Source organism: Pseudomonas sp. MPC6, assembly GCF_006094435.1.
GTDB lineage: Bacteria > Pseudomonadota > Gammaproteobacteria > Pseudomonadales > Pseudomonadaceae > Aquipseudomonas.
Genome location: NZ_CP034783.1, coordinates 5,518,157 through 5,533,787, shown reverse-complemented (window position 1 = coordinate 5,533,787; position 15,631 = coordinate 5,518,157). Strand labels below are relative to the sequence as shown.

General features: G+C 59.3%; 14 protein-coding genes and 1 tRNA gene. 9 read left to right on the top strand and 6 right to left on the bottom strand.

What is annotated here, in order from left to right:
- Positions 1-8: 8 nt before the first annotated feature.
- The 8 genes from tolR (at position 9) to ELQ88_RS27675 (ending at position 5,901) form a co-directional block, all read left to right on the top strand.
- Entirely contained in the window at positions 9-461 is a 453-nt protein-coding gene (gene tolR, locus ELQ88_RS27710) for a protein TolR (RefSeq protein ID WP_162493657.1), read from the top strand.
- Complete coding sequence (gene tolA / locus ELQ88_RS27705; RefSeq protein WP_128872285.1) at positions 461-1,558, top strand: cell envelope integrity protein TolA; 1,098 nt, start codon at positions 461-463, stop codon at positions 1,556-1,558. Before tolR ends, tolA begins: the two co-directional genes overlap by 1 nt.
- A gap of 17 nt (positions 1,559-1,575) precedes the next feature.
- Entirely contained in the window at positions 1,576-2,856 is a 1,281-nt protein-coding gene (gene tolB, locus ELQ88_RS27700; protein ID WP_168187386.1) for a Tol-Pal system beta propeller repeat protein TolB, read from the top strand.
- A gap of 52 nt (positions 2,857-2,908) precedes the next feature.
- Positions 2,909-3,412, top strand: coding sequence for a peptidoglycan-associated lipoprotein Pal (gene pal / locus ELQ88_RS27695; RefSeq protein WP_064679382.1), 504 nt, complete (start codon positions 2,909-2,911; stop codon positions 3,410-3,412).
- A gap of 6 nt (positions 3,413-3,418) precedes the next feature.
- The gene (gene ybgF / locus ELQ88_RS27690; RefSeq protein ID WP_128872283.1) at positions 3,419-4,255 is read left to right on the top strand and encodes a tol-pal system protein YbgF; all 837 of its coding nucleotides are present in this window, start codon (positions 3,419-3,421) and stop codon (positions 4,253-4,255) included.
- Between the two features lie 165 nt (positions 4,256-4,420).
- Complete coding sequence (gene queE / locus ELQ88_RS27685) at positions 4,421-5,068, top strand: 7-carboxy-7-deazaguanine synthase QueE (protein WP_128872282.1); 648 nt, start codon at positions 4,421-4,423, stop codon at positions 5,066-5,068.
- Position 5,069: 1 nt separating this feature from the next.
- Positions 5,070-5,762, top strand: a complete 693-nt coding sequence (gene queC / locus ELQ88_RS27680; protein WP_128872281.1) for a 7-cyano-7-deazaguanine synthase QueC — start codon at positions 5,070-5,072, stop codon at positions 5,760-5,762.
- Between the two features lie 63 nt (positions 5,763-5,825).
- A tRNA-Lys gene (locus ELQ88_RS27675) sits at positions 5,826-5,901 on the top strand.
- Positions 5,902-6,031: 130 nt separating this feature from the next.
- On the opposite strand, the gene ELQ88_RS27670 is transcribed toward ELQ88_RS27675, so the two are convergent.
- The gene (locus ELQ88_RS27670) at positions 6,032-7,312 is read right to left on the bottom strand and encodes an MFS transporter (RefSeq protein WP_138968922.1); all 1,281 of its coding nucleotides are present in this window, start codon (positions 7,310-7,312) and stop codon (positions 6,032-6,034) included.
- Between the two features lie 371 nt (positions 7,313-7,683).
- On the opposite strand from ELQ88_RS27670, the gene nadA reads away from it, so the two are divergent.
- The gene (nadA, locus tag ELQ88_RS27665) at positions 7,684-8,742 is read left to right on the top strand and encodes a quinolinate synthase NadA (RefSeq protein WP_138968921.1); all 1,059 of its coding nucleotides are present in this window, start codon (positions 7,684-7,686) and stop codon (positions 8,740-8,742) included.
- Between the two features lie 68 nt (positions 8,743-8,810).
- Here nadA and ELQ88_RS27660 read toward each other — a convergent pair whose 3' ends face one another.
- The 5 genes from ELQ88_RS27660 to gcvP all read right to left on the bottom strand — a co-directional run bounded on the left by ELQ88_RS27660 (position 8,811) and on the right by gcvP (position 15,624).
- On the bottom strand, positions 8,811-9,299 hold the full coding sequence (locus ELQ88_RS27660) for an RDD family protein (protein ID WP_138968920.1): 489 nt from the start codon (positions 9,297-9,299) through the stop codon (positions 8,811-8,813).
- Between the two features lie 97 nt (positions 9,300-9,396).
- Complete coding sequence (locus ELQ88_RS27655) at positions 9,397-9,609, bottom strand: cold shock domain-containing protein (protein WP_003175786.1); 213 nt, start codon at positions 9,607-9,609, stop codon at positions 9,397-9,399.
- 404 nt (positions 9,610-10,013) lie between these two features.
- Positions 10,014-11,138 carry a glycine cleavage system aminomethyltransferase GcvT gene (gene gcvT, locus ELQ88_RS27650; protein ID WP_128872278.1) on the bottom strand — a complete coding sequence of 375 codons (1,125 nt, stop codon included), beginning with the start codon at positions 11,136-11,138 and terminating at the stop codon, positions 10,014-10,016.
- A gap of 38 nt (positions 11,139-11,176) precedes the next feature.
- Positions 11,177-12,553 (bottom strand): L-serine ammonia-lyase, encoded by a 1,377-nt coding sequence (locus tag ELQ88_RS27645; RefSeq protein ID WP_138968919.1) that lies wholly within the window; start codon positions 12,551-12,553, stop codon positions 11,177-11,179.
- Positions 12,554-12,756: 203 nt separating this feature from the next.
- On the bottom strand, positions 12,757-15,624 hold the full coding sequence (gene gcvP / locus ELQ88_RS27640) for an aminomethyl-transferring glycine dehydrogenase (protein ID WP_138968918.1): 2,868 nt from the start codon (positions 15,622-15,624) through the stop codon (positions 12,757-12,759).
- Between the last annotated feature and the right edge of the window lie 7 nt (positions 15,625-15,631).

Below are 15,631 nucleotides of genomic sequence, written 5' to 3'. Positions count from 1 at the left end.
TGGCTTTAATCGCTCGAGCTCGCAAAAAGCGCAAGCCGGTCGCCGAGATGAACGTGGTGCCTTACATCGACGTGATGCTGGTACTGCTGGTCATCTTCATGGTGACCGCGCCGATGCTCAATCAGGGCGTGAAAGTTGATCTGCCCAAGGTTTCCAGCGAAGCCTTGCCGCAGGACAACAACACCCAGGTCCTGACCATTTCGATCAAGGCTGACAAGACCTATTACTGGAACCTTGGCAGCGAAGTCGACACCGAAAAGCAGCAGGACAAGGCCATGACCTTGCCGCAGATGACCAGCGCGGTGACCAAGATCATCAGCGCCGGCAACAGTAACGGCAAGCGCACCCAGGTGTTCATCCGCGGCGACAAGACCGTCGATTACGGTGCCGTCATGGGCGCCATGGGCGGGTTGCAGAAAGCCGGGGTCGGTAATGTTGGCTTGATTACCGAGGCACCCTGATGCAGCAAATGCGAGAGCCGTCCGCCTCGGAAAGCTATTTCTGGCCTAGTGTCTGGGCGCTGGTCTTGCACGTGCTGGTTTTTGGCATGCTGTTCGTCAGTTTTGCCTTCACACCGGAACTGCCGCCGGCCAAGCCGATTGTCCAGGCGACCCTGTACCAGCTGAAATCGAAAAGTCAGGCGACCACCCAGACCAATCAGAAGATTGCGGGTGAGGCGAAGAAATCCGCCGCGCGCCAGACCGAAGTCGAACAGATGGAACAGAAAAAGATCGAACAGGAAGCGATCAAGGCCGCGGAACAAAAGAAGGAAGACGCGGCTCAAAAAGCCGAAGAATCCAAGAAGGCCGACGAGACGAAGAAAGCGGAAGAGGCAAAAAAGGCTGATGAAGCCAAGAAAGCCGATGAAGCCAAGAAAGCTGACGAAGCGAAGAAGACCGCCGAAGCCAAAAAGGCCGAAGAGAAACAATTGGCTGATATAGCCAAGAAGAAGTCTGAAGAAGAAGCCAAGAAAGCAGCTGAAGAAGAGGCCAAGAAAGCGGCCGCTGAAGAAGCGAAGAAAAAGATCGTCGAAGACGCGAAGAAGAAAGCCGCCGAAGACGCCAAGAAGAAGTCTGAAGCTGAAGAGGCGAAGAAGAAAGTCGCCGAAGACGCGAAGAAGAAAGCTGCTGCCGATGCTGCGAAGAAGAAATCGCAGGAAGCGGCACGTAAATCCGCCGAAGACAAAAAGGCCCAGGCCCTGGCAGATTTGCTTTCCGACACGCCACAGCGTCAGCAGGCCTTGGCGGACGAGCTGGGTGACGAAGTCGCCGGCAGTTTCGATGATCTGATTCGTGCTCGCGCAGCAGAAGGCTGGGCTCGTCCACCTTCGGCACGCAAAGGCATGACGGTCGTGTTGCAAATCGGCATGTTGCCGGACGGTACATTGGCTACGGTCAGTGTCGCCAGGTCCAGTGGCGATGGTCCGTTTGATGCTTCGGCGGTAGCCGCGGTCAAGAATATTGGACGTTTGACAGAAATGCAGGGAATGAAACCGAGCGATTTCGCTCCCTATCGTTCATTCAAGATGACATTCACACCTGAGGATCTAGCCTTGTGAGAAACCTTCTTCGAGGAATGCTTGTCGTTATCTGCTGCCTGGCAGGTATGGCGACAGCAGATGAAAAAAACATTCTGGTTACCAGCGGCAGCGATCGGGCTACTCCGATCGCCGTCGTTCCATTCGGCAACCAGGGCGGCAGCGTGCTGCCGGACGACATGGCCGAAATCATCGGTAACGACCTGCGCAACTCGGGTTACTACTCGCCGATTCCAAAGCAGAACATGATCAGCCAGCCGAGCCAGGCCAGCGAAATTATCTTCCGTGACTTCAAGGCACTGGGTGCCCAGTACGTCATGGTCGGCAGCGTTGCACCGGCGGGCGGTCGCCTGCAGGTTCAATACGCACTGTTCAACGTCGCCACCGAGCAGCAAGTGCTGACCGGCAGCGTCTCGGGCAGCGTCGATCAACTGCGCGACATGTCGCACTACATTGCCGACCAGTCGTTTGAAAAACTCACCGGGATCAAGGGAGCGTTCTCGACACGCCTGCTGTACGTGACCGCCGAGCGCTTCTCCGAGAAGAACACGCGCTACACGTTGCAGCGTTCGGACTATGACGGTGCCCGTGCCGTGACACTCCTGCAATCGCGCGAGCCGATCCTGTCGCCGCGTTTCGCACCGGACGGCAAGCGCATCGCCTATGTCTCGTTCGAGCAGAAGCGTCCGCGCATTTTCATGCAGAACATCGATACCGGTCGCCGTGAGCAGATCACCAACTTCGAAGGCCTGAACGGTGCGCCAGCCTGGTCGCCGGATGGCAATCGCCTGGCGTTCGTGCTGTCCAAGGACGGTAACCCGGACATTTACGTGATGAACCTGGGTTCGCGTCAGATCACCCGTGTCACCAACGGTCCCGGCATCAACACCGAACCGTTCTGGGGCAAGGATGGTTCGACCATCTACTTCACCTCCGACCGTGGCGGCAAGCCACAGATCTACAAGACCAGCGCCGGTGGCGGTGGTGCGGAGCGTGTGACCTTCATCGGTAACTACAACGCCAACCCTAAGCTGTCGGCTGACGAAAAGACCCTGGTCATGATCCATCGCCAGGAAGGCTTCACCAATTTCAAGGTTGCGGCCCAGGATTTGCAGCGCGGCAGTGTAAAGATACTCACTGATAGCACTCTGGACGAGTCGCCCACTGTTGCGCCCAACGGCACCATGGTAATCTACGCCACCCGCCAGCAGGGCCGGGGAGTCTTGATGCTCGTGTCCATTAATGGACGCGTGAGGCTCCCGCTTCCTACCGCACAAGGCGAAGTCAGAGAACCGTCCTGGTCCCCTTACCTGAACTGACGCGGCGCTACACGTTGTACTTAACACATTGGGGTTCATTAGGAGTTTCACGATGGAAATGCTGAAGTTTGGTAAGTTTGCTGCTCTGGCTCTGGCTTTGTCCGTAGCCGTTGGTTGCTCGTCCAAAGGCGGCGACAATGCCGGTGAAGGCGCAGTGGCTGTTGATCCAAACGCTGGTTACGGCGCAAACACCGGTGCCGTTGATGGTTCCCTGAGCGAAGAAGCTGCTCTGCGCGCCATCACCACTTTCTACTTCGAATACGACAGTTCGGACCTGAAGCCAGAAGCCATGCGCGCTCTGGACGTTCACGCCAAGGACCTGAAAGCAAACGGCGCTCGCGTTGTTCTGGAAGGCAACACCGACGAACGTGGTACTCGTGAGTACAACATGGCACTGGGCGAGCGTCGTGCGAAAGCCGTTCAGCGTTACCTGGTACTGCAAGGCGTTTCCCCAGCTCAGCTGGAACTGGTTTCCTACGGCGAAGAGCGTCCAGTTGCTACCGGCAACGACGAGCAGTCCTGGGCTCAAAACCGTCGCGTCGAACTGCGTAAGTAATTCGTCATGCGAACGTGCCGTCGTGCTGTAACTGTTTTGGCTCTCAGCCTCGCACCCCTTGTGGTGTGGGCTGCGGTTCCTGTGGTCGAGGACAACTCCGGCTATAACAATAGCGGGAGCAGTTATCCGCCTGCAGGTTACGGTACGAACGGCGCCTATGCCGGGGGAGGGGTTTCGGCCCCTGTCTCGGCACAGGGCGAGCTGTTCAACCAACTGCAATCGATGCAGGAGCAGATCTCGCGCCAACAAGGCATCATCGAAGTTCTGCAAAATGATGTAGCGCGCATGAAGCAAGAAAGCCTGGAGCGATACCAGGACCTTGATCGGCGCATAGGATCCGGCGTTGCACCAGCCGCGACTCCTGATAATTCTTCCACCGGTGGCGATTTGAACGCCCCCGGTGCGGCAGCCGGCGCAGGTGCGGGAGCTGCTGCTCAAGCGCCTGCCGCGGGCAGCGAACCGGCGGATCCGGCGAAGGAAAAACTGTACTACGATGCAGCCTTCGACCTGATCAAGGCCAAGGATTTCGACAAGGCCAGCCAGGCTTTTGCCGCATTCCTGCGTAAATACCCGAACAGCCAATACGCGGGCAACGCCCAGTACTGGTTGGGCGAAGTGAACCTGGCCAAAGGTGATCTGCAAGGCGCAGGCCAGGCCTTTGCCAAGGTTTCGCAGTTGTATCCAAAGCACAACAAAGTGCCAGATTCGCTGTACAAGCTCGCTGATGTAGAACGTCGCCTTGGTCATCCCGACAAGGTCAAAGGCATTCTGCAACAGGTTGTGTCCCAATATCCGGGCACTTCCGCCGCTCAACTGGCCCAGCGCGATCTGCAGCGCATGTAAGGTTGTTGACCTGTTTCGAAGAAACCCGCGCTTGTCGCGGGTTTTTTCGTTAGAATTCACGCCCTTTTTATGAAACACGCTTTTTGGGATCTGCGCGTTGGCGGGGTTCCTTCAAGTGCCTGACGGAGGCAGACAGCCTGTTTAGCTGTCCTGCCCGTGGCGACTATGCAAGACACATTGAGAATTACCGAAGTATTTTACTCGTTGCAGGGTGAAACGCGGACTGCCGGGCTGCCCACTGTTTTTGTGCGCCTGACCGGTTGCCCATTGCGTTGCCAATACTGCGACAGTGCCTACGCCTTCAGTGGCGGCACGGTTCGCACCCTCGACGACATCCTCGAGCAAGTGGCCGGCTTCCGTCCGCGTTATGTGTGTGTCACCGGTGGCGAACCGTTGGCGCAACCCAATGCCATCCCATTGCTCAAGCAGTTGTGTGACGCCGGTTACGAAGTGTCGCTGGAAACCAGTGGTGCCCTGGACATCTCGGCAGTAGATTCCCGGGTCAGTCGCGTCGTCGACCTGAAAACCCCGGGCTCGAAAGAAGCACACCGCAACCGCTACGAGAACATCGAGCTGCTGACGCCCAACGATCAGGTGAAGTTTGTCATCTGCTCGCGGGAAGACTATGACTGGGCCGTGTCCAAGCTGATCCAGTACGGTCTGGACCGGCGTGCCGGCGAAGTACTGTTCTCGCCGAGTCATCACGACCTGAATGCTCGGGACCTGGCGGACTGGGTGGTGGCGGACAACCTGCCAGTGCGCCTGCAATTGCAGCTGCATAAATATCTTTGGAATGACGAGCCGGGGCGCTGAAATGACTGAACATCTTGATTCTTCTGAAAAACGTGCGGTCATCCTGCTGTCCGGCGGCCTCGATTCCGCGACGGTCGTGGCCATGGCCCGCGCCGAAGGCTACAGCTGCTACACCATGAGCTTCGACTACGGTCAGCGGTCTCAAGCAGAATTGCACGCCGCAGCACGCGTTGCCCGTGACCTGGGTGTGGTCGAGCACAAGGTGATCGGCCTCAACCTGAACGGTATGGGCGGCTCGGCACTGACTGACAGCAGCATCGACATTCCGGAGGCGCTGGGGGAAGGCATTCCAGTCACTTACGTGCCGGCGCGCAACACGGTATTCCTGTCGCTGGCGTTGGGCTGGGCTGAAGTGCTTGGCGCGCGTGACATCTTTATTGGTGTGAACGCCGTGGATTACTCCGGTTACCCGGACTGCCGTCCCGAGTTCATCGAGTCCTTCGAACGCATGGCCAACCTGGCGACCAAGGCCGGCGTAGAAGGGAAGGGTTTCCGTATCCAGGCGCCCCTGCAGAACTTGAGCAAGGCACAGATCGTCCAGGCCGGCGTAAAGCTGGGCGTCGATTACGGCCTGACCGTTTCCTGCTATCAGGCCGACGATAACGGCCGTGCATGCGGCAAATGCGACAGCTGCCGACTGCGTGCAGAAGGCTTTGCAGCGGCCGGAATCAGCGACCCAACCCCTTATTTTTGATTTATTTCAAATTAGGTGTTGAATAGTCCTTAAAAATCAGTATTATACGCGCCACCACACAGCGGGTCGTTAGCTCAGTTGGTAGAGCAGTTGGCTTTTAACCAATTGGTCGTAGGTTCGAATCCCACACGACCCACCATTTTTGTAGCAGTTTTAAAAGTCTGGAAGGCCCACGCAAGTGAGGATTTCCGGATTTTTTTTTGCCTGCGATTTAGTGCTGGCAGGCCTGGAGGATAGGGCTTTAGCTAAGGAAGTAGTGGTTGCTTGGTTTACCTGGTCGCCGCGGTTTTCAATTCCCACGGTTTAAAGCTCAGCCACAACATCACTCCCGGTACCTGCAACGCAATCATTACCCCCATCGACCACTGATAAGCCTCCACGGGATACCCTTGCCCGGCTGCTGGCCACAGGTTCAGAATTTCTCCCATCAACCATTGCAAGACAAACGCCAGCACGAACACGACCAGGTTGAACGACGAACTGACTCGCCCGGCCAGTTCAGGGGATACCGACTGAGCCACGATTGCGTAGTTCATGGTGGTGGAGGTACCGAAGAAACTGAACCCCATGGCGATCAGTAACGGCGATACCGGTAGTCCGCTGATCATCAGTGATTGAAATACGATGAAGATTGAAACCCCGGCACCGCACACCATGATCGGCTGCACACCAAAGCGCCGCAGGAAGTCGGTGATCGAGCCGAAGGCCAGCGAGCCTGCCACCATCGCCACGGTGCCCCAGAGCAAGGTATTGGCCATGCTGGACTCGTTCAACCGGGCGACATCGCGTAGCCACGGTCCCATCCACAGCGACAGTACCGACATATAGATCGCATGGGCGAATACCGAGTACAACGCCAGTCGCCAGAATACCCACGAGAAGTAAAGCGTTCCCACGGCCTTGGTCATTTCAGCGAGCGTGGTGTGTTTGGGCTTGTAGGTGCGTGGCACGCTCAGATGAATGACTACGCAGACGAGCAAAGTCAACAACGCCAGAATCAGGAATGCTTCACGCCAAGAGATCCACTTGAGCAGCTCATGCAACGGCGTGGTGGACGCCATGGCGCCCAAGCCCCCTACCGATAACAGGCATGCCGTACTCAGCGGCAGGCGTTCGACAGGCAGCCAGATGGCGCACGCCTTGATCGCACTCATCAGGGAGCCGGCAACACCCAGGCCTATCAGACCGCGACCAATGATCAGGCCCAGTTCCGTATGGGCGAAGCTGAAAATCAGCGAGCCCATCACCGCAAACAACAGCATGGGGGCTTGCACGCTGCGCGGACCGTAGCGGTCGAGCAGGACGCCCAAGGGAATCTGCGCCGCGGCGAAAGTCAGAAAATACACACCCGTCAGCAGGCCCATGCTGTTGGCGGACAGGTGCAGTTCCCGTTCCAGATCCACATAGATCAAGGCGTTGACCGTACGAAACAGGTAGGACACAAAATGCCCGAGGCCAAAGGGGATGAATATGGTCAGAAACAGATACCAAAACGTGTGATTGACTTCTTGGTCGGCCTTGGAGCAAGAGCCTGTATTCTCATTGCTCATGTCGAAGAAGTCTCGCATGTGGAAAAGGGGAATGGCACAGTTCACCATTCATTTTCTGCGCGCGATACGTGTCTGGCATCTGTTTATTTTGTAGGAGGTTTCCCAGGGTAGTAAGTCAGTGCTCCCGCCGGCCCGCGCAAGTGAGGATTTGTTGATTTTTTTGCCTGCGATTTGAATTCGGTCCGGTCCTGGGCTGCTGCTCATCACACAGGTCAAAATCATCTTTTGCATCAAGGGGATATTCTGTAGCCTTGCGCAGCTTCAACGTTGTCCGTGCCTGACGATACTCACTTTCCCGGCGGTACCCTGAAGGGTCCGGAGCCGGGTGTATACTCGACTTTCGCGCGAAAGCGCCTGCAGGTCTTGCGAACATGACGCAGATTTCCGAACGCCTACTGGTTCAAGCCCACCTCGACGCCAAGCAGCCCAAACCGCTGACGGCCGAAGAAGAGGCTTACTATCGCACCGCCATTGCTGCCGAGCTCAAGGCTCAGGACGCGGTGCTGGTTGCGCATTTCTATTGCGATCCGGTGATTCAGGCCCTGGCCGAAGAAACCGGTGGCTGCGTCTCCGACTCGCTGGAGATGGCCCGCTTCGGCAATGCTCATCCGGCCAAGACCGTGGTGGTCGCCGGTGTGAAGTTCATGGGCGAGACGGCCAAGATTCTCAATCCTGAAAAACGCGTGCTGATGCCGACCCTGGAGGCCACCTGCTCCCTGGACCTGGGTTGCCCGGTGGACGAGTTCTCGGCGTTCTGCGATCAGCACCCGGAACGCACGGTGGTGGTGTATGCCAACACCTCGGCGGCGGTCAAGGCGCGGGCGGACTGGGTGGTGACGTCCAGCTGCGCGCTGGAGATCGTCGAGAGCCTGATGGATAACGGCGAAACGATCATCTGGGGGCCGGACAAGCATTTGGGCACCTACATCCAGCGCCAGACCGGTGCGGACATGTTGCTGTGGGACGGTGCCTGCATCGTTCACGAAGAGTTCAAGTCCAAGCAGCTCGAAGACATGAAGGCGCTGTACCCCGATGCCGCGATCCTGGTGCATCCGGAGTCGCCGACGGCGGTGATCGAACTGGCGGATGCCGTCGGTTCCACCAGCCAGTTGATCGCTGCGGCGCAAAGCCTGCCGAACAAGACGCTGATCGTCGCCACCGACCGCGGTATCTTCTACAAGATGCAGCAGCTGTGCCCGGACAAGGTCTTCATCGAGGCGCCAACGGCCGGTAACGGCGCAGCGTGCCGCAGCTGCGCACATTGCCCGTGGATGGCGATGAATACCCTTGAGCGCACGCTGAAGAGCTTGAAGGAGGGGACGAATGAGATCTTTGTCGATCCGGCGTTGATTCCGCAGGCGATTCGGCCGTTGAAGCGGATGCTCGACTTTACCCAGGCGGCGCGGATGAAATTGGCCGGTAACGCCTGAGATCGATCATCTAGCGCAAAAAACTGTGGGAGCGAGCTTGCTCCCACAGTGGTTTTCGTATGGCTGAATTACTTGGTCTTCTTCGGAATACGAACGAGCTGGGTATCGGAATACATGTCATGCCAGCTGCGCTTCTGTTTATCAAACAGCGGCCAAAGAAACCCCAGGCCCACGCACAGCCAAGACCCGATCGACACCACAAAGCGCAACAGCGCCTGCCACAGGCTGATGGATGTGCCGTCGGCGTTCTGCACGCGAATGCCCCAGACCTGCATGCCCAGGGTCTGGCCGGACCAGGTCCAGAACTTGGCGAAGAAACCGAACAGCACGAACAGCAGCAGCGTCGACAGCAACGGGTCACCGTCCAGCGCGCCGGCTTCGGTCAGGGCGCGCATTTTGTCTTCGCCGATGATCGCCATCTGGATGATCTTGTAAATGCCGCTGGTGACGATGAGCAGGGCGGTACACAACAGGAAATCATAAAACATCGCTGCCAGGCGACGCCCCAGGCCAGCGGCGGGAAACTCGCCCTGGGGTTTGAGCAGGTGTTTCGACATGGCAGGGCTCTCGGCGGAAAAAAGAAGCCATTTTACGGATTTATGCGCACAAAAAAGCCCCTGATGTCACCATCAGGGGCTTTTTCGTAACAGAAGGTTAGGCTTCTGCCTGTACCTCGTCAGCCTGCATGCCTTTCTGGCCTTGCACGGCGACGAAAGTCACTTTCTGGCCTTCTTTCAGGCTCTTGAAGCCGTTGCCCTGGATAGCGCGGAAATGCACGAACAGATCCGGACCGCTTTCAGGAGTGATAAAACCAAAACCCTTCTCGTCGTTAAACCACTTGACGGTACCGCTCTGACGTTGGGACATTTCTTATTTCCTTTGACGCAAAAAATTAATGACAGTCTCCTTCTCATGAAAGAGTACTGGGGCTGGTTGCAGGAGAGTAAGAAGACGTCGAACGGGATGTAGCTAACTTGTAGGCTACTGCCCAGGTCACGATTCCAAGCGACCCATGCAAACACAGTGAACAAACTCTACGCCAACTACGGGAGAAAAAACAAGCCCTGTGCACACCCCGGATTTGCTGGCGTCGGCGCGCATAGGCCGCAACTAGTGCGGGCTTATGCGTTGGCGTTGTTCAGTTGTTTTCAATCGTTATAAGCAAGGTTCATAAACGAAGCTTAGAGCGGGCGGCATGCACTGTTTTATGGCGATTGCGTTACACATTAGTGCACTGTTAACGCAATCGCGTTACTTATAGAAACAGTCAATCAGCCACGGTAGTAGCGTTGTGGAACAAATGGCAATTTGCTTACAAGCAAAGGCACTTTTTTCCCACGTACGATCGCCCATACCGGGGTGTCGAGCGCGGTGTAGGCCGTGTCGAGATAACCCATGGCCAGCGGGCCACCCAGGGTCGGACCGAAACCGCCGCTGCAAACGGTACCGATGATGTCGCCTGCCTCGTTGACGATCTCGGCCCCTTCGCGCACTGGCGTGCGTTCCTGAGGCAACAGGCCAACACGCTTGCGGCTGACACCGGCTTGCTGATGGGCGAATACGCTTTCAGCGCCAGGGAATCCACCGGCCCGCGCACCGTCGGCACGCCGAGGTTTGGAGATGGCCCACAGCAGGCTGGCTTCGATCGGGGAGGTCTGGGTGTTCATGTCGTGGCCGTAGAGGCACAGGCCGGCTTCCAGGCGCAGGGAATCGCGAGCGCCAAGGCCGATGGCCGCCACTTCGGGTTCGGCCAGCAGGGCGCGAGCCAGGGCTTCGGCGCTGGCGGCCGGGACGGAGATTTCGAACCCGTCTTCACCGGTGTAGCCCGAACGGCTGACAAAGCAATCCGCGCCCAGCAGTTGCACGCGGGCAAACTGCATGAAGGTCATCTTCGCCACTTCCGGCGCCAGGCGTGCGAGCACGGTGACGGCAGCCGGGCCTTGCAGCGCGAGCAGGGCACGCTCTTCGAACAGCGGCTCGATGGTGCACTGGTCGCCGATGTGCTGTCGCAGATGCGCCAGGTCCTGATCCTTGCAGGCCGCGTTGACCACCAGGAACAGTTCGTCGTTACCCAGGTTGGCGACCATCAGGTCGTCGAGAATGCCGCCGGTCTCGTTGGTGAACATCGCGTAGCGCTGCATGCCCACCGGCAGGTCGATGATGTCCACCGGCACCAGGGTTTCCAGGGCTTTGGCGGCATTCGCGCCAGTCAGGCGGATCTGGCCCATGTGCGAGACATCGAACAGCCCGGCCTGCTCACGGGTGTGCTGGTGTTCTTTCATCACGCCCAGTGGATATTGCACCGGCATGTCATAGCCGGCGAACGGCACCATGCGTGCGCCGAGTTCGATGTGCAGTGCGTGCAGCGGGGTTTTCAGCAATGGTTCGGTGGACATATTCAGCTCCTGAAAAAGTGTGCGGATGCGCGTGAGCATCAGCACTCGATAATGTTGACCGCCAAACCGCCACGGGCGGTTTCCTTGTATTTGCTTTTCATGTCGGCGCCGGTCTGGCGCATGGTGCGGATGACCTTGTCGAGGGACACAAAGTGCTGACCGTCGCCGCGCAGGGCCATGCGTACCGCATTGATCGCCTTGACCGAGCCCATGGCATTGCGCTCGATGCACGGCACTTGCACCAGTCCGCCGATCGGGTCGCAGGTCAGGCCGAGGTTGTGTTCCATGCCTATTTCGGCGGCGTTTTCCACTTGTTGCACAGTGCCGCCGAGCACTTCGCACAAGGCGCCGGCCGCCATCGAGCACGCTACGCCGACTTCACCCTGACAGCCGACTTCGGCGCCGGAGATCGAGGCGTTTTCTTTATAGAGAATGCCGATGGCTGCGGCCGTCAGCAGGAAGCGTACGACGCCATCTTCGGTGGCGCCGGGGATAAAGCGCATGTAGTAATGGAGTACAGCCGGGACGATTCCCGCTGCACCGTTGGTAGGCGCCGTGACAACACGCCCGCCGTTGGCGTTTTCTTCGTTGACCGCCAGGGCGTACAGATTGACCCAGTCCAGCACCGAGAGCGGGTCACGCAATGACGATTCCGGGTTCTTGCACAACTGCCGATGCAGCGCAGCGGCCCGGCGTTTGACCTTCAGGCCGCCGGGCAGGATGCCTTCGTTGCGGCAACCGGCAGCGACGCAGTCCTGCATGACTTGCCAGATGTTCAGCAGACCGGCGCGGGTTTCCGCTTCCGGGCGCCAGGCACTTTCGTTGGTCAGCATCACCTGGCTGATCGACAAGCCGTAGGTGCTGCAGTGACCGAGCAGGTCCTTGGCGCTTTTGAACGGGAAGGTCAGTTTTGTGGCGTCTTCGACGATCCGGTCGGCGCCAGCGGCGTCTTCATCGACGACGAAACCGCCACCGACGGAGTAGTACTCGCGGCTGCGGACCTGTAGGCCGGCGGCGTCGAATGCGCGAAAGATCATACCGTTGGGGTGATAGGCCAACGGTTTGCGGATCATCGCCAGGTGTTCTTTTTCGTTGAATGCAATGCTGTGCTCGCCGAGCAGGTTCAAGCGACCGCTGCCGCGAATTTCTTGCAGGCGAGCGGCGACTGTTTCGGTGTCCACGGTGTCGGGGTGTTCGCCTTCCAGGCCGAGCAGCACCGCCTTGTCGCTGCCGTGGCCTTTGCCGGTGGCGCCGAGGGAGCCGTAGAGCTCGATCTTGACGCAGGTGGTCGCGGCCAGCAGCCCTTCACGGCGCAAACCTTCGACGAAACGTGCGGCAGCACGCATCGGGCCGACGGTATGGGAACTGGAGGGGCCGATGCCAATCTTGAACAGGTCGAACACGCTTAAAGCCATGGTTGTTCTCCGGTTTCTTGTTATGGGGTCAGCATCAACTTTGAGTGAAATTCGATTTTGTAGGAGCTGGCTTGCCAGCGAAGGCGGTGTGTCAGGCAACATTTGTGTCGGCTGATCTTCCGTCTTCGCTGGCAAGCCAGCTCCTACAGTGGTTTTGTGGTGTTCTTGAACAGGGGGGCGAGCGAACCCGCCCCCTCATTCGTTTAAGCGTAGCTTTCGATCGACGGGCAGGCGCAAACCAGGTTGCGATCACCAAACACGTTGTCGACCCGGCCGACCGGTGGCCAGTACTTGCCTTCGATCAGCGACGCGACCGGGTAGACCGCTTGCTCGCGGCTATACGGGTGCGTCCACTCGCCCACCAGTTCCGCGGCAGTGTGCGGGGCGTTTTTCAGTGGGTTGTCGTCCTTGTCCAGGGTGCCGTTTTCCACCGCGCGGATTTCTTCGCGGATGCGGATCATGGCGTCGCAGAAGCGGTCCAGTTCTTCCTTGGATTCGCTTTCGGTCGGCTCGATCATCAGCGTGCCGGCGACCGGGAAGGACATGGTCGGGGCATGGAAACCGAAGTCGATCAGCCGCTTGGCGACGTCATCGACGCTGATGCCGCTGCTGTCTTTCAACGGGCGCAGGTCGAGGATGCATTCGTGCGCCACCAGACCGTTGCTGCCGGTGTACAGGACCGGGTAGTGCTCTTCGAGGCGACGGGAAATGTAGTTGGCATTGAGGATCGCCAGCTGCGAGGCGCGCTTGAGGCCGGCACCACCCATCATGCGGATGTACATCCAGGTGATCGGCAGAATGCTTGCGCTGCCGAAAGGGGCGGCGCAGACCGCACCTTGCTTGCGTTCCATCTGGGCGTGGCCCGGCAGGAACGGGGTCAAGTGCGACTTGACGCCAATCGGGCCGACACCCGGGCCGCCACCGCCGTGGGGAATGCAGAAGGTCTTGTGCAGGTTCAGGTGGGACACGTCGCCGCCGAACTTGCCCGGGGCGCAGAGGCCGACCATCGCGTTCATGTTGGCGCCGTCGATGTACACCTGGCCGCCATTGTCATGAATGATGCCGCAGATTTCGCGGATGCCTTCTTCGAACACGCCGTGGGTCGAGGGGTAGGTGATCATCAATGCCGCGAGATGCTCGCGGTGCTCGATGGCCTTGGCCCGCAGGTCTTCGATGTCGACGTTGCCGCGGGCATCGCAGGCGGTCACGACCACGCGCATGCCGGCCATGTTGGCGGTGGCCGGGTTGGTGCCGTGGGCGGACGACGGGATCAGGCAGATGTCGCGGCGATCTTCGCCACGGCTCTGGTGATAGGCACGAATCGCCAGGAGGCCGGCATATTCACCTTGGGAACCGGCGTTCGGCTGCAGCGAGATCGCGTCGTAACCGGTGGCGGCGCAGAGCATCGCTTCCAGCTCATCGGTCAGTTGCTGGTAACCGGCGCTTTGCTCGGCCGGGGCGAACGGGTGCAGGGCGCCGAATTCGGCCCAGGTCACCGGGATCATTTCGCTGGCGGCGTTGAGTTTCATGGTGCAGGAACCCAGCGGGATCATGGTGCGATCCAGCGCCAGGTCCTTGTCGGCGAGCTTGCGCAGGTAGCGCATCAGCTCGGTTTCCGAGTGATAACGGTTGAACACCGGGTGGCTGAGGATCGGCGACTGGCGCACCAGCGCGGCCGGGAGGGTGTTTTGCACGGAGGCGGCGAGGGTGGCGAAGTCCGGCAGGGTTTTGCCGTCGGCCAGCAGGGCCCACAGGGTTTCCACGTCAGCTTGCGACGTGGTTTCGTCGAGGGACAGGCCCAGACGCTCGGCGTCGACGACGCGCAGGTTGATCTGCCTGGCGCGCGCCTGGTCGTGCAGCTTGGCGGTGTTGGCGCCGGTCTTGATCGTCAGGGTGTCGAAGAAGCTTGCCTGCTCGACAGCCAGACCGAGTGTGCTCAAGCCTTGGGCCAGAATCGCGGTCAGGTGATGAATGCGGTTGGCGATCTGGGTCAGGCCTTGCGGGCCGTGATAGACGGCGTACATGCTGGCGATGTTGGCCAACAGCACTTGGGCGGTGCAGATGTTGCTGGTGGCTTTCTCGCGGCGGATATGCTGCTCGCGGGTCTGCATCGCCAGGCGCAGGGCCGGCTTGCCGAAACGGTCCACGGAGACGCCGACCAGACGGCCCGGCATGTCGCGCTTGAATGCATCCTTGGTGGAAAAATACGCCGCGTGCGGGCCACCGAAGCCCAATGGCACGCCGAAGCGTTGCGCACTGCCGATGGCCACGTCGGCGCCGAATTCGCCCGGCGGGGTCAGCAGGGTCAGGGCCAGCAGGTCGGCGGCGACGGCGACCAAGGCGTTGGCAGCGTGGAAGCGCTCGGTCAGCTCGCGATAGTCGAACACATCGCCGTTGCTCGCCGGGTATTGCAGCAGGGCGCCGAAGAACGGCGTCACGTCAGTCAGTGCTTGTTCGTCGCCGACCACCACGTCGATGCCCAGCGGCTCGGCACGGGTGCGCAGCACGTCGAGGGTTTGCGGGTGGCAATGCACGGAGGCGAAGAAGGCGTGGCTGCCCTTGTTCTTGCTCAGGCGTTTGCAGAAGGTCATGGCTTCGGCGGCGGCGGTGGCTTCATCCAGCAGCGAGGCGTTGGCGATCGGCAGGCCGGTCAGGTCGCTGATCAGGGTCTGGAAATTCAGCAGCGCTTCGAGACGGCCCTGGGAAATCTCCGGCTGGTACGGGGTGTAGGCGGTGTACCAGGCCGGGTTTTCCAGGAGGTTGCGCAGGATCGGCGACGGCGTGTGGGTGCCGTAGTAGCCCTGGCCGATGTAGGTCTTGAACAGCTGGTTCTTGCCGGCGATGGATTTGATCAACGCCAGTGCGTCGGCTTCGCTCAAGCCGTCGTCCATGCCGAGCACGCTGGTGCCTTTGATGCTTTCCGGAATGACGCTGGCGCTCAGGGCTTCCAGGGAGTCGAAACCGAGGCTGTTGAGCATGGCTTGCTCATCGCCTGCACGCGGGCCGATGTGGCGGGCGATGAATTCGTTGGCGGTGCTTATGTTTACAACGGCAGGATTTACTTGAGTCATGTCGGCG

Bases quoted from the DNA above. Each gene is read 5' to 3' on its own strand.
- ELQ88_RS27655 (WP_003175786.1), bottom strand. From the start codon at position 9,609: ATGTCCCAACGTCAGAGCGGTACCGTCAAGTGGTTTAACGACGAGAAG.
- nadA (WP_138968921.1), top strand. From the start codon at position 7,684: ATGACGCAGATTTCCGAACGCCTACTGGTTCAAGCCCACCTCGACGCC.
- pal (WP_064679382.1), top strand. From the start codon at position 2,909: ATGGAAATGCTGAAGTTTGGTAAGTTTGCTGCTCTGGCTCTGGCTTTG.
- gcvT (WP_128872278.1), bottom strand. From the start codon at position 11,138: ATGTCCACCGAACCATTGCTGAAAACCCCGCTGCACGCACTGCACATC.
- ELQ88_RS27660 (WP_138968920.1), bottom strand. From the start codon at position 9,299: ATGTCGAAACACCTGCTCAAACCCCAGGGCGAGTTTCCCGCCGCTGGC.
- ELQ88_RS27670 (WP_138968922.1), bottom strand. From the start codon at position 7,312: ATGAGCAATGAGAATACAGGCTCTTGCTCCAAGGCCGACCAAGAAGTC.
- ELQ88_RS27645 (WP_138968919.1), bottom strand. From the start codon at position 12,553: ATGGCTTTAAGCGTGTTCGACCTGTTCAAGATTGGCATCGGCCCCTCC.
- queE (WP_128872282.1), top strand. From the start codon at position 4,421: ATGCAAGACACATTGAGAATTACCGAAGTATTTTACTCGTTGCAGGGT.
- tolA (WP_128872285.1), top strand. From the start codon at position 461: ATGCAGCAAATGCGAGAGCCGTCCGCCTCGGAAAGCTATTTCTGGCCT.
- tolB (WP_168187386.1), top strand. From the start codon at position 1,576: ATGCTTGTCGTTATCTGCTGCCTGGCAGGTATGGCGACAGCAGATGAA.
- ybgF (WP_128872283.1), top strand. From the start codon at position 3,419: ATGCGAACGTGCCGTCGTGCTGTAACTGTTTTGGCTCTCAGCCTCGCA.
- gcvP (WP_138968918.1), bottom strand. From the start codon at position 15,624: ATGACTCAAGTAAATCCTGCCGTTGTAAACATAAGCACCGCCAACGAA.
- queC (WP_128872281.1), top strand. From the start codon at position 5,070: ATGACTGAACATCTTGATTCTTCTGAAAAACGTGCGGTCATCCTGCTG.